Source organism: Mycobacterium paragordonae, assembly GCF_003614435.1.
GTDB classification, from domain to species: domain Bacteria; phylum Actinomycetota; class Actinomycetes; order Mycobacteriales; family Mycobacteriaceae; genus Mycobacterium; species Mycobacterium paragordonae.
The window spans coordinates 99,681-112,676 of sequence record NZ_CP025548.1 but is presented as its reverse complement, the minus strand read 5'-3'; the positions used below and the strand labels follow the sequence as shown (position 1 = coordinate 112,676).

The window sequence follows — 12,996 nt, the reverse complement described above, 5'->3', positions numbered from 1 at the left end:
CCTTGGTGGTGATGGCCGGATCGAGTTGTTCGAGGAGCTTCTCGTGCTGCCAGGTGTTACGAAGGTCGCGCACCGAGTTTTCGACGTGCTGGCGGACCATGGCGAGGCCCGCGAGTCGGCCGGTGAGGTCTGCGACGCTGATCGAGAACTTGTGCCCGGCGGGCGGTGCGCGGTGTCGGTGCTGCTGCTCGACGAAGCAGTAGGCTTCACGGAAGTTGACCGGGCACAGGGCAATGCGCTGCGGGCGGTCATTGCAGAGGCACCTGCGGTTGGTCCCAGATGGGCTCCCACCAGCCCCGCTCAAGGCTGGTGACGATTGAGGCGAGGTGCCCGAGCATGGCGGCGTAGCTCATGCCGTGCCGGACGATGCAGCCGTTGTTGGAGACGGGCATGTCGCGTCCGCAGATCGGGCACCACTGGTCAGGGCTGTCGGGCGGCGACGGCGGAATGGCGCCACTGCCGGGGCAGGCCCGGCGCTTCAGCGCGGCCATAAGCACTGCCCCGAATGGCCGGCGGGAAGGAAGCAGTCACGCTTGCCGCGGCGCAGATGCTCGGGCTGTGGTGTTGGGTTGGGCCGGTTGACTCCGTGCACCGCGTATCCCATGCCGCAGTCGCATCCGTACGGGCAGTTCGGGGTGGGGTAACTCTTTGGCGCGAGTTGCGCTTGTGCCGCTTCCGGTTGTGCGCGTGTGGTTTTTAACTCAGCGACAAGCTCGCGGTGTAGTTGGTCGCCGTTGCCGAACTCAACGGCGTACTGCGAGCGTGAGATCAGATCAGGGTTTGCGACTGCGTCGCCTATAGTCCCCGCTCCCAGGATGTCGCCGTGCTTCAGACCCAACAGCTCTAGCTCGGTCGCGGTGAACTGCCACGTGCCATCACTCATTGCTTCTGCTCCGTTCTGTCGCCCGCTCGGGAACGCGAAGGATCGGTGCACGCTGGACGATTGCCGGGCACCTCGTCGAACAAGGTCGCTGCGGGCATGGCGCGGTTGCACCAGATGACCTCAACGCGTGCCTGTTTCGTCCCACCCTGGCCGGTGATGGTAGGTATTTCGATGCGCGACCAGCCGGCGAGCGCGCTGTCGTAGAGGTCGCTGGCATAACCGCTGAGCACCACCGATGCCCGGGCATCGAGTAAAGCCTTGATCAGCGCCGTGTGGCTGGCGTCGTCGCGCATATCGACCCGGTAGCCGCTGTTGGTGCGCGTCGATCCGAGATAGGGTGGGTCGACGTACAGGCATACTTGTTCGATTGCGCCGTACTTCTGCACCACCTCGATGCCCGGGCGGCATTCCAGGCTGACGTGATGCAACCGCTCGGCCGCCGACGCCATCCGGTCGACGTAGGCATCGAGGTAGCCAGGCATCGACTTCGACGAGCCTTTCGGGTCGACGAAGTAGCGCCACCCGGTTTTGCGGAGTGTGCCGCTGCGGCCCTGGGTGATCTTCAACCATGTCAGCCGCGCTACGTTGAGGTCGTTGAGGTCGTTGAGGTCGTTGAGGTCGTCGAGGTCGACGAGGTCGACGTCGAACGCCGTTAGGTGCTCGTTGCGTGCGTGCGGGGTCAGTGTGCATACCCGCATCAGTTCCTCTGGTTTGTTTCGGAGTACGCGCCAGAAGGTCATCAGGTGGCCGTCGAGGTCGTTGACGGTTTCCATGCGGCTGCGCGGCTTCGCGAGCAGCACGGCCAGGCTCCCCGCGAACGGTTCCACATAGTGTGCGTGTGGCGGCAGAAACGCGGCGATCCGTTCAGCGAGGAGGGTTTTGCCACCGAAATAGGTCATCGGCGGCGCGGTCATGCGCTGACCCCGAGTGATTCGGCCACGACACCCCGTACCGCCTGCCCCCCGGCGGCCCTGTCCCGCACCACCTGGCGCACCGACACCTTCAGCTCCGACGCGATCCTGGATGCCGGCAGACCCAGCCTGGTCAGCTCAACAACCCGCAGCTGCCGTTGCGCTATGTCTTCGGCAATATCCGCGCGCGACAACCGCGGCGGCCCGCTGCGGAAAGTGACCGCCCGCGGGTCGTCGATACTTTCTTCGTCCCAGTCCATGGGCAGCGGCCACCCCCGGCGCAAACCCTCATTCGTGGCCCTGGTGCTGCCGCCGGGGACCATTTGCAGCTCGCAGAACAGGGCGGCGGCCCGGCGGGCGGTACCGGCGCGCACCGTCAACAGAGCAGAGTCCATCAGGCGAGAGATGTTGCCCGAACACGATGCCCGGCCGCCCGTATAGCCCATCCGGCGGCCCAGATCGTCGCGGGAGTAGCCGAAAGCCACCAACGACTGCAACCGGCGGGCGGTGCCCACGGAATCCACCAAGTCCCCCTCAGCGACGACCGCCAGCCTGGATTCGGGAACAGGGACCGCCAGAATCTTGTCCGCGACGGTGCGGGTGATCCGCTGGGACGGCCCGGCGCCGCGGTCGCGGCGTCCACGCAGGATGTAGTGCAGTCGTTTGCGATCAACCCCGGCCATAGTGGCCAATCCCCGCAGGCTGACACCGGCAGCTACCAGAGCACGGATGTGCGCGCGCGCCGGCGCAGCATCGACGTAGCTGCATTCGTAGCCGACGCGCGACCGGCGGTTCATGTCGCACCGGTGGCAATAGCCGCGGCGCAGCGGGAAGTACTCGAGTCCGCATTTCTCGCACGGCTTCATCCGGCCAGGTTCGATAGGTCCGCTGGAAATGCGTTGCGTATGGTCATCCATGGGTCAACCCCACTGCCCGTGTTTGCCGGCGATGAGGCCAGCGCATAGGCCAAGGGTGCGCCAGGCCGAGCATCCCGCGCGGCAGTCTGTGGCGATCATGCTGCAACTCCACGCTGCCGCGGCGCCAGCGGACTTGAGCGCGCGTGGAGCTTCACTCGGCAGCCGAAGACCAACCCACTCCCCCGGTCGATGCGGGCAGCAACTCGACGTTGCAACGGTCGTGGTTGGCGACCATGATCGCGGCGACACCAGCCAACTCCATATCTGCTGTGAGGCAACCGAATCCGAAGAAACAGCGGCGCCCAAGTCGTTACGGGCGCATCGGCGTCGACGCGTGGCGCGGCGGTGGTCGACTGTGGCAGCGCAAAGGGTGGACGCCGCTCGGCGGGACCTGTTCACGCGACCTCACGCACCGGTGGTTGAGCACCGAGGATTTCGGTGAGCTGGGGCGGCAGGTCGCGGTACTGCTGTGCGATGAAGGTGCGTTGGCCGAGGAGGTGATGCAGTCCGGCGATGGCCTCGGCGCGTTGCACGGTAATGGTGTGTGGCCGCTGCGTCGGCCGGTGGAGCCGTCCACCGAGTTCGCGTGAGAGCCAGAGCTGAGGCCATCCCCGTGCGAGCATGTCATCGATCAGCCGCCAGCTGCGCTCAGCGTTCACTCTGGTTGAGGGGCCGGCGGCGAGCAAGACCGCCGCGACGGTCAGTGCGCGGATCTGGTTGTCGACAGTTATCGGGATTCGCCGGCGGTCGCCAGTGACGATTGAGGTGATCAGCGCTGTGGGTTGCCCGCAAGCCTTGGCGATCACCTCGTGGTGAGGCACTTCGGCGGCAAGTGTGACCAGGTGTGATCGCGCCTCATCGGCCAGCACCAACTCCGAACGACGAGCAGACATCTCCGCTCCTGTGCGGCCAGTGTCCCATCGCCAACCGGCGAGGGTTTCCAGCATGCGAATCCGTGCTTGAGGTAACGCGTTGTGCCGCCACAGTTTTCGTTGTTGAGCGCACCACTGGTAGATCTCGACGGAACCGTCGGTGAGGGTTTCGTGGTGCGAATAGGGGACCCGGCAATGACCGTGTCGGACAGAGAATTGTTGCAGCGCCTCGTAATGCAGCGCCCAAATAGTTTCAGATCGGTGCCATTGCAATGCTCCCGCTGCTGCGGGGGTGGGTGAGATAACGCAGATTTCGTCGAGCAAGGTCTGTGTCAACGTTCCGGTGACCCGGCGCCGCCGCACCCCGGCTAACCATTGGCCGAGTTCCAGATCGTCCTCGACGACGTCGGCCGGCGGATTGGCGTGTCCCTTCCAGGCGACGTATTCGGCCAGCAGATTGAGAGCGGCCGCATCGCGGGAAGACAAGGGATTCCAGTTCCAGCCGCTGATGTCCTCGAGTTGCTGAATCTGCCAGCCATCCAGGCGCCCCTGGCTGTGCGCCCTGCGCTGGCGGGCACACCAGCGCCCCACCGTACCAACCGAGGATCCACGAGCAGAATCCCGCAACACGGTGCGGGCGATCTGGGGGCAGTCCAGGCGCAAACCGCCCTGGGCAGTGGCGAGGTCACGCACTTGACGGCACTGATCTTCCCACCGGTGGCCGCTGATATCCCACACCCAGCCGGGCACATCGTGGAGTCGCACGGCCCGATCGGCTGCCAGTGTCCCCCACCTGTAGGCGCGGCGCTGACCTTCACACCATTGCCCCAGCGAGGTCGACCGCGCCGGTAAATGACCGTGGCCGGTCACGTAGCGGTGCAGCTCGGCGAGCGAGTCCTCCCAAGTGCGCGAAGACAAGTCCACCAGCCGCGCGTGAATGCCGTGCGGATCCCGTAGCGACCACACATCGACATCGAGCAATCGCCGCCCCACCGGCCGGCCGTTCTGGCCCTGTGATCGCCTGCCGGTGCCGGCGGCCAGCTCCACGGCGAACCGTTCGTCCATGGACCGCAAGCCCCGCAGAATGCGCCACACCGCCCGAAACGAGCCCGTCGACAACACGGTGTCGTCGTCGACTCCCGCAGGGATAACCACCGGAATCAGCACGACGCCGGTTTCTTTGCCCTCGGACCGTCGCAGTAACCGGCCGACAGCCTGCACGACGTCGACATCGGAGTACTTGGGATCAGCAAACAACACCCCGTCGACAGAAGGGATATCCACCCCTGCCCCCAGGCAACGGGCGCTGGTAATGACAACCAGCTCCCCGCACCCTGCGGAGCGCAACAGCGACAACGCCTCGGCGCGCCGGCGCGCCGGATCGGATCCAGCGACCGTCCGCGCCACCACAGTGCGCCCGTCCGCCAGGCGCAGCCCGTCCACGGCCTCGGCGAATCGGCGAGCCCTACAGACCCGGCTATGGAAACTCAATACGCGACTCACGCCCTGCTCGGCGGCTTTGATCACCGCGGCCACCGGGTCCGGCGACTGCTGATGTCCCGGCGATTCGTAGACCATGACGCGATAGTCGGCGAGCAGCTGACGCCTGATCGCTGCCGCAAAATCCAGCGTGTAGGCCACCGGGCCGAACACCGCTTCGTCTCGCATCGACAACCCACCTTGGCGGGAGTCCGTGGTCACGGGTGTGGCCGTCATGAACAGCCGCGACCGCACGAAACCGTCGCCGAACACTGCGCGGAAACCCTCCGAGGACCACCCAGCTAGCGTGTGGGCCTCATCTGCCACCAACAGATCGGCGACCATCCCGCACGCCTGAACCGCCTCTACCACAACCGATACCGAGTGATACGTCGAGAAGATCACGATCGGGCGCCGCGGACTGCGGTGAGCAACACGGGCCGCTAGCACCGCGGGGCTGGTGCTCACACGGGCCCGAAGCTGCGCCCACCACGGTGCATCAGCCTGCGCACTGGTACGGGTGCGACCCCATTCTCCCTCGGCGGTCGAGGGATCCGAGCAGGCGATCAGGGCCTCAAACGTCCATCCCCGCGCGGAGCGCCACTCGGCCAGGGTCTGGGTCACTAACGCCAATGACGGCACCACAACTACGGTCAGCGCAGCGTGACACCGCTCGGCGTACCAGCAACCCACCAACGTTTTGCCGGTACCGCACGCCATGACCAACTGCGCACGCCGATGCCCGGTCAAGGTGCGCTCCAAAGCGGCCAGGGCTTCCCGCTGATGGGCGCGCGGCCTGACCACGGCGCCGTGCTCCCCGTCGCCGGTTACCGTCGCAGCCTCGCTGCCCGCCGCGGCTGCCATTTCAGGATGCTGGTTAGCGCTGCTCATGCCGATGCCTCCTGGGCGTAATTGTCGACTGCGGCGTTGAAGTAATCGTCGGACTCCGTGTCGGCCAAACACCAATACACGCAGCCTGATTGGGCTGATTCCAACTGCTCGGTGAGCTTGCCCGCGGCGACTGCGGCGGTGATGCTCTCGGCGTTGGGGTAGTGAACGCGCTCGATGAGGCCCCGGCGTTCCAATGCCCGCAACTGCGGGTACACCGGTGGCCCCAGCGGGCCCGGGGTTGTCCAGCACCAGGCCGGGCAATGGTCATAGAAGCCACCGGATCTACCCGTCCAGTCGCGGCACTGCCCGCCGTGTGGGCCATTGCACCGGTGACCCTGATCGGCCATCCGCACCAGGATCTCCGGTGTGGGCAGCGGCTGACCGGCCTCACCAAGTATCGCGAGCAACCGCCGATGAACATCGGCGGTGTCGGCGCGGGTCATGACCACCCCGAGCACGCAGCACCCAGCCCGCCGAGCGGGATCTCAGCAACAAACCGCAATGCGCACCCGGCAACAGCATTGGCGGCGACGAAGACCTGTTGTCGCTGCCCGGCAGCCAGCGCGGCACACAGCCTGTGGTGCCAACATCGCAAATAGCCACACCCTTCATGGGCTGACACCAGCGGATCGGCGGGCATGCAGCGGGTGCTGCTGATGAGCACCGCCTCAACAGCCAGCCGATCGCGCGCCGCGCACGCCGGGGTCCCCGCAAGGTCAATAGTCAATCTCAAGGCCATCGCGGCGACCTGCACAGCCTCCACGCACGCGTGCTCAATCAGGTTGGCACGCACCGCATCCTTGAGTTCGTCAAGTTCCTCCTCGAGCACCGACGCGGCCTCATACAGAGAATGCAGCGGTGCGGGAAACAAGACACGAGAGCGCCGCAACTCGGCGAAGACATTCGCGGCCGCGGCCGCACGCGCTCGTGCGAGCCGATCGCCGGCGCAGATGTCCGTCGGTGCCGCTAAAGCCCCCATGTCAGGCCGCCCTTCGATCGAGCTGTCATTGCGGCTGCGCCAAAGTCGCTCAAGCCGCGGTAGCGAAGTGTCATGCGACGTCGTCCTGAGTTAGTGCCCCGGCCGAAAGGCCGCGGAGGTCGTGACGGTCGAGCAGGGAACGGGCCATCAACCTGGCCGCCCACCACAAAATCCGGCCGATCGCGCACCGACAGGACGCATTCGCGGACAAAATCCAGCCCGGCATGCGCCAACACCGCAGCCACCGAGCCCTGGATGTCGCACTCATGAATGCCGCGGTGCCGATAAGAATGCAGTGCCGCCACAATCCGATCGACCTGCGCATCGATAGTCGCGCCACCGACACCAGATTCGCCGACCGGATCGACTCTGGACACACCCGCGGTACCGATCTCCGCACAGCGACCGATCAGCGGCTCGTCGTTCATGCCGAGGCCCGCGACGCGACAGCGTGACCGAACAGGTCGGTCGCGGCGCCGGCCCGCACCGACCAGCCCCGCTCGCACAATTGCTGGCGCAGCGGCTGCTGTGGCTCGAATACCGCCATCGCGGCGTCGGCATCAACGGCCAGCGCCGGCCCGTACCACGCGTAGGGCAGCCCAGCAGGGTCGACAACGATCCAGCCCTGACCAGCCACTGCCGCGCCGGCCCCGCCGGTGCTCGTGATCCGCGATGACATCACGATCACTCCCCTTCCGAAATCACATGAAACAAGTTGCAACAGAACGTCAGCCGCTTCGCTGATCAGCAGAGACCGTCACAAAGCCCGATCGCATCTGATCGACACCTCAGCCGGGCAACCCCGCTGTCCCCGGCGTCGTTGGCACGATCCGACCCGGCAATCCCGCGGCGCGCCAACTGCGCATCAGCAACCACCGCGTCGCCATCGATGGGAGGAATCACCCCACACACCTGGGCGAGGGTCAGCCGCCCCAGCAGGGCGCGCCGCTCCAGGGCGTTCTCGCCGGCCCCCGCGCCGTCGTGGCGACTGCGCAGCGTCGGACCGAACGGATCGTGCCCCCTAGGATCAATGCGCCACCGACGCGTCAGATCGTGAACACTCACTGCAGACGCGAACCCCGCGTGCCGCTCCTGACACCGGCACACCAGGGCGCCGCGATGCGCCCGTTTAGGGCAACCGGCTTCAAACCGCTCGACCGCGGCCAGTAACGACGGGTGAACCGGTGTACGCAAAGCCACCGCGCAACTCACCCGCGGATCACACAGCCACCGCGCCTCGACCTGCTCACCACAGTCAGTGACCAGGTCGGCAAGATCGTTAATCTCGTTGCGGGCCAGCAGATGACGTGGCTTTCGCTCGACGCTCCATTCGGGGCGCTCCACATAGAGAAACACCGCCGCCCGCCCATCGAAACCGAGCGGAAGGAACCTCATGACGCGATTGCCGACCGACCGCAGCACCTGCCCATGTCGCGACACCAAAGCCGTCTCGGGCTGTTCAGTGTCCAACAGCCACTGCAATCCGATCAGCAACACCGGCAAATGCGCGGTGATGTCCACAGCGCGGCCGCGAGGCTGCCCGCTCATGATGCCGGCCGATAGGCCAGAGCAAAAACGTCGGGCTTGCACGGCCACGCCGCCCCGCCCGGTAGCCGCACGATGAAGTCCCCGAGAACGGCGCGCACGTCACCGATCGGTGTAGGAATCACCAGGAAACCTTCCACGTCGGATCCGGTCTCAGGATCGACGCCGTGAAGAAAGCAGCAACGCTCAGGCAGACCCAGCCACTCGACGATGCTGACCGCCGACGCCGAAGTGAACTGCAGCGCATCAGCTTCGATCGTCGCAATATACTTCTGAGGTTTCATGATGCGACTCCTGTCGGATCGGCCGAACGTGTGGGGTTGCCCGCCCCAACACCACGAGACAGTGATGCGCCGCCGCGACCGGGGCCACTGACCACCGACCCCGCAGCAGAACCGCCGAACCTGCGGCTGGCGACAATGCTGACCGCGTGGGAAAACAGCGCGACCACCTGCGCACAGTCCGTCGCGTCGTCGTTGAAGCCGGTCAACGTCGTGCCCGGCGGCAGCGCCGCGCGCAACGCGCGGATCAACAGTGTGTAGGGAACATCCATGCCGGATTGCCCCCACGCTGCGCTGATGCACTGGTAGATGCCGTACGACCGGCGCCGCCAGTGCCGGTGCGCCTCGCGGCGCCCCCCCAGCAGCGCCGAGATGACCGCTTCACTGATGTGCGGACTCCACTGGGGAGCCACGGCATCCACGCGAATCCCGGCCACGTCATAGGCCGCCTCCAAGCAGAACCGAAGATCCTGAATACTTTTGCCCGACAGGTCCTGTGGGGCAACGGTCACCAAAGCGCCGGCGATGTGCACCGTCCAACCGGCGAACTCGACGACGACCCGCCCACCTCGACGGTCGTCCGGCGACTCCTCCTGCCGCACAACCACTTCGCGATGCCGGCTCATCGCACACCCACGTGCAGCGCGTTCGGGGATGTCGCGAGCAGGTGACCAACAGCCGCCGTCTGGCGCCATTCCACCCGCACCCGCAGCTCACGGCCCACGGCGAAACTATCCGCATAGCGCACCGCAGGCAGCCGCTGGATGATCGCCCCCACCGCATCCGAGTCGACCGCCGGATCGATCACATACCAGGTGAAAATCTCAGTAGGAGTGCAGATGCGGCGCCACGTGACCGCGGCTGCAGTTTCAGCAGACAGCGCGCGGGCCAGGCGGCGCTCCCGGTGCCGCTGCAGCACATCCCAGATCGTCCACCGAGCCGACCAACGCCCAAGGCGCTGCAACCTATTCACCAGCAACCCCACTATTCGTTTCAGGGCACCACTGATCGGCCAGCACCAGACGGATCGCTGACTGCACGACACCAAAAGCCAGCTGAGGCAACATATGACCGGCGCCAGGCACGCACACATGGGAGGCGCCGGCAATGCCCGCGGCCACCTCCAGCCCATGCGCCGGAGGTGTCAGCACATCGGACTCGCCGCTGATCACCACGGTGCGCGCACGCACCCTCCCCAACATGGGGTACTGGTCGTAATCGCTAAGAGCAGGCAGGAAACCAAAAATCGTGCTCACCGAGGTGTCCGCCAACGCGTGAGCGACCACCTGCGCGAGCGCACCGCCGCCCCCCGCCGTCTGGGCCCACCGCACCTGGGATAGGCCCACGCACAACGGCTGCGCCAACATCCGCAGAGCCCCGACCGGAGTGCGACGGCCCACCCGGCACAGCAGACGCAGGCCCGGCACGGCCAACGCCCGCCCTAAACCACGCTGGCGTAACCGCCCCGCCGCGGCGCCGACGAGGACCAGCCCCGTCGGCACCACCGGCTGATACAGACGACCCATATAGGTGAGAGCGACCATCGCCCCCATCGAATGCCCGACCAGCGTTACCTCGCCCCGGACGCACAGCGTTTGCAGAATCTCCGCCAAATCCTCGGCCAGGCGCTCAATCCGATACGACGCCGCCGACCCGCCGTGCGAAAACCCATGCCCGCGATGGTCATAGCTGATCACACGCAGCCCGCTACCGTAAAACCGCAACAGCGCATCACCATGGCCCATCCACGACGCACCCGACAAACAAAAACCATGCAGAAACACCACGGTGCGCGGCGCACCCCGCTCACCGGCATCGGCGACCCTCAACTGCACGCCATCGGAGGCAACAACGCGCACAACCCGCCTGCTACACACCGGAACATGTTGCGCCACAGCCGGTGAGACACAACCCTGCGACGTCGCCGCACCAGAAACCTTTGCCACTGGAGTGCAAACCCCCCGCGCGGCACCGGACTGGACCCTGCGTCGCCCCATGCCCATGATGGTCATGCGGACCTCGACTCAGCCGGCAACGAACGCGCGTTGCGCGCCCCACCACCAAACGAGCGAGCGCTGACCAAAATCCGCTCTCCCGGTACTCGCCGATTGCGGTTGTAGGAGACCATGATCGCGATCGCCACCCGCACCGGCGCGGTACCGCTGGTAGTGACCGCGAGCTCATGAGCCATGGTCTTCAACTGGATCGGCACCGATCCCAGCAGCGTGTCCGTGAGCCGCTCGATGTCCACCCGCCCCCGCAGATGATGCAGAACCAACCCGAGACCATGCACGATGGGCGCATCAAAGGCGTCAAGGCGGGTGTCCCACACGTCGGTGATCAACGACAGCGTGGCCGCCACCAGCTCGGTTCCACCCAGCGCCGCCAGTTTCTCCAGGGTCGCCGTGCACCGCACATTGCCTTCCCGGGGCGCGCAATCGATGCTGAGCTGATGTTGTGCCACAACAGCTTCCAGAGCCACGACCGCCGGGTCGCCGGCCCGCTTGCGGGCCCGCCAATGGTCCCACGTCGAGGGACGGCGCCGCTCCCGGTTCAACCGGTCGAACAACACCGCCTCATGGGCCACCGACAACCCCTCGTGAACCGAGGCCACCAACGGCGGTACCGGGACACACAACTTCGCCGCCTCCCACCGATGCTGACCGTCGATGACCGCGTAACGCGCCCCCTCAACGAGGCCGCGGTCGGACACTTCGATGACACCAGCCAGCTTGCGATCCCACTGTTCAGCCATCCTGCGTACCCGAGCGACATCCACGGGACGCTGATAGCTGTCGTCGACGAACAACTCCTGCGCGTGCAGCACAGACACGTATCCGCCGAGCCCGGCAGCAGACGATCCGTTCACAGCGACTCCTATCCACGTAACGGGCTGGACACCAACACATCTGGTGATTCACCTTGTGCACGCAAGACGCTCACCGGACACCTTCTTGACCCGCGAACTCGCCTGCTTCAGGAACCCAGAGCAACTGCGCCCAATGACGATCAACATCGGCAAACGAGCGATGCGCCCCCGCGGTCAGACATTGCGGAATCACCGAACCGCATAATTGCCAACTCATTTCGCACGGCTGACCGCCAGGCGTCCACCCCAGCACACCCAGCGAGCCCCCACCGCGGGCGAGTGCCCGCCACAGCTGCGCAGCGACCGCACGGCTCTGATCCGGGTCAATCTGAGTGCCCCACGCCAACACGATCAGGTCGTGTTCGGCAGCCAACCGCAGCACACCCCCAAGCCCCAACACACCGGGAGCGGCAGCCGCAGCATGCGAGCTCGCTGCCGGCATGCCAAGGTCAGCCAGGGTGACCCCGGAATATCCCCAACAGCGCGCCAGTTTCGCCGCCCGCCGCAAGGTGGTGCTCCCCGCACGCGCCAGCGCGTGCGAACCGCCCGGCCCGACCACCGCAAGGCGTGGTCCCGCGCCCCAATTCTTTAGCTCCCAATCAGATCGCGCGGCACCTCTGGCTGTCCGCACACCGCGTGATGGCAGCACATCGAGCAGCATCAGAAATCTCCTCGGACCGACGAATGGGGCAGCGCCCAATAGATCAACCGCCGTCCACGAAACCGCACCGCACGCACCTGTTTTGCCGTCTCCAGGCGCCGCAACTCGCCGTACACCGCTTCGCGGCTCAGCAGCGGAAAGTCACCGCGCAACCGGGTCAGCAACTCCGCAGCGGTCATCGCCCGGTCACACTCGCCGAGCACGCCGAGCACAGCAGCCCGCAACGGTGACTCACCCATGGCGGCCGCCCATCACAGCCTGCAGACCGATCGCCTCGCGCGAGCGTGTCAGTGTGAATAGGTTCTGCCGGCTCAAGTACTCCCGCCCGCACTGAGGCAGATCGCGCAGCCGCCAGGCCAACTCGGCGCCCGCCGTCCCGTCAGGGCGCATGCCGGCCGGAAACACCGCAGCCACTTCCCCGGGAATATCGGCAACGAACCCACAGCCGGCAACAGGTGAGCCGAGATCGGTTATCTGCCAACCTAATTCACATACCAAGCTCGACAGCAGCCAATAACACTGACGCAAGGCGCGGGGCTGGGTGCCAAGCGCAGGATCGGGAATCTGCTCAGTGCGCTCGACGACGGGCTCACGACGGCCACACACCGCAGTCCAGAACCACGACAAATACTCCACGTCCTGCGGTCCGCGGCGGGCCAAGCCCGCGACACGCTGAGCCAGGCGCACCGCTGCCGCGTGCTGCGTGCC

At 66.1% G+C, this 12,996-nt stretch carries 18 protein-coding genes; all 18 read right to left on the bottom strand.

Features of this window, described 5'->3' with window-relative positions; translation table 11 throughout:
• Positions 1-248 precede the first annotated feature (248 nt).
• Positions 249-491: a hypothetical protein gene (locus C0J29_RS32205; RefSeq protein WP_120795234.1), complete on the bottom strand. Its 243-nt coding sequence runs from the start codon at positions 489-491 to the stop codon at positions 249-251.
• The gene (locus C0J29_RS33170) at positions 479-883 is read right to left on the bottom strand and encodes a hypothetical protein (protein ID WP_162951701.1); all 405 of its coding nucleotides are present in this window, start codon (positions 881-883) and stop codon (positions 479-481) included. Before C0J29_RS33170 ends, C0J29_RS32205 begins: the two co-directional genes overlap by 13 nt.
• Complete coding sequence (locus C0J29_RS32200) at positions 880-1,797, bottom strand: DNA adenine methylase (RefSeq protein WP_242460729.1); 918 nt, start codon at positions 1,795-1,797, stop codon at positions 880-882. Before C0J29_RS32200 ends, C0J29_RS33170 begins: the two co-directional genes overlap by 4 nt.
• Positions 1,794-2,660, bottom strand: a complete 867-nt coding sequence (locus C0J29_RS32195; protein ID WP_120795233.1) for a hypothetical protein — start codon at positions 2,658-2,660, stop codon at positions 1,794-1,796. The genes C0J29_RS32200 and C0J29_RS32195 overlap by 4 nt, the downstream gene beginning before the upstream one ends.
• Before the next feature lie 446 nt (positions 2,661-3,106).
• On the bottom strand, positions 3,107-5,953 hold the full coding sequence (locus tag C0J29_RS32190) for a DEAD/DEAH box helicase (protein ID WP_120795232.1): 2,847 nt from the start codon (positions 5,951-5,953) through the stop codon (positions 3,107-3,109).
• Entirely contained in the window at positions 5,950-6,396 is a 447-nt protein-coding gene (locus tag C0J29_RS32185) for a hypothetical protein (protein ID WP_120795253.1), read from the bottom strand. Before C0J29_RS32185 ends, C0J29_RS32190 begins: the two co-directional genes overlap by 4 nt.
• Positions 6,393-6,782 carry a hypothetical protein gene (locus C0J29_RS32180; RefSeq protein WP_208659389.1) on the bottom strand — a complete coding sequence of 130 codons (390 nt, stop codon included), beginning with the start codon at positions 6,780-6,782 and terminating at the stop codon, positions 6,393-6,395. Before C0J29_RS32180 ends, C0J29_RS32185 begins: the two co-directional genes overlap by 4 nt.
• Positions 6,783-6,919: 137 nt before the next feature.
• Positions 6,920-7,360, bottom strand: a complete 441-nt coding sequence (locus C0J29_RS33165) for a hypothetical protein (RefSeq protein ID WP_162951700.1) — start codon at positions 7,358-7,360, stop codon at positions 6,920-6,922.
• On the bottom strand, positions 7,357-7,611 hold the full coding sequence (locus C0J29_RS32170; protein ID WP_162951699.1) for a hypothetical protein: 255 nt from the start codon (positions 7,609-7,611) through the stop codon (positions 7,357-7,359). The genes C0J29_RS33165 and C0J29_RS32170 overlap by 4 nt, the downstream gene beginning before the upstream one ends.
• 65 nt (positions 7,612-7,676) lie before the next feature.
• The gene (locus tag C0J29_RS32165) at positions 7,677-8,480 is read right to left on the bottom strand and encodes a hypothetical protein (protein WP_162951698.1); all 804 of its coding nucleotides are present in this window, start codon (positions 8,478-8,480) and stop codon (positions 7,677-7,679) included.
• Complete coding sequence (locus C0J29_RS32160; protein WP_120795227.1) at positions 8,477-8,761, bottom strand: hypothetical protein; 285 nt, start codon at positions 8,759-8,761, stop codon at positions 8,477-8,479. Before C0J29_RS32160 ends, C0J29_RS32165 begins: the two co-directional genes overlap by 4 nt.
• Complete coding sequence (locus C0J29_RS32155; protein ID WP_162951697.1) at positions 8,758-9,384, bottom strand: hypothetical protein; 627 nt, start codon at positions 9,382-9,384, stop codon at positions 8,758-8,760. The genes C0J29_RS32160 and C0J29_RS32155 overlap by 4 nt, the downstream gene beginning before the upstream one ends.
• Positions 9,381-9,677 carry a hypothetical protein gene (locus C0J29_RS32150; RefSeq protein ID WP_120795225.1) on the bottom strand — a complete coding sequence of 99 codons (297 nt, stop codon included), beginning with the start codon at positions 9,675-9,677 and terminating at the stop codon, positions 9,381-9,383. The genes C0J29_RS32155 and C0J29_RS32150 overlap by 4 nt, the downstream gene beginning before the upstream one ends.
• A 46-nt stretch (positions 9,678-9,723) precedes the next feature.
• Positions 9,724-10,617 (bottom strand): alpha/beta fold hydrolase, encoded by an 894-nt coding sequence (locus tag C0J29_RS32145; RefSeq protein ID WP_162951695.1) that lies wholly within the window; start codon positions 10,615-10,617, stop codon positions 9,724-9,726.
• Positions 10,618-10,766: 149 nt separating this feature from the next.
• Positions 10,767-11,627 carry a DUF6551 family protein gene (locus tag C0J29_RS32140; protein WP_120795223.1) on the bottom strand — a complete coding sequence of 287 codons (861 nt, stop codon included), beginning with the start codon at positions 11,625-11,627 and terminating at the stop codon, positions 10,767-10,769.
• A 70-nt stretch (positions 11,628-11,697) separates the two neighbouring features.
• Entirely contained in the window at positions 11,698-12,288 is a 591-nt protein-coding gene (locus tag C0J29_RS32135) for a DUF1643 domain-containing protein (RefSeq protein ID WP_120795222.1), read from the bottom strand.
• On the bottom strand, positions 12,288-12,527 hold the full coding sequence (locus C0J29_RS32130; protein WP_120795221.1) for a helix-turn-helix domain-containing protein: 240 nt from the start codon (positions 12,525-12,527) through the stop codon (positions 12,288-12,290). The genes C0J29_RS32135 and C0J29_RS32130 overlap by 1 nt, the downstream gene beginning before the upstream one ends.
• Positions 12,520-12,924: a hypothetical protein gene (locus C0J29_RS33160; protein WP_162951694.1), complete on the bottom strand. Its 405-nt coding sequence runs from the start codon at positions 12,922-12,924 to the stop codon at positions 12,520-12,522. The genes C0J29_RS32130 and C0J29_RS33160 overlap by 8 nt, the downstream gene beginning before the upstream one ends.
• Between the last annotated feature and the right edge of the window lie 72 nt (positions 12,925-12,996).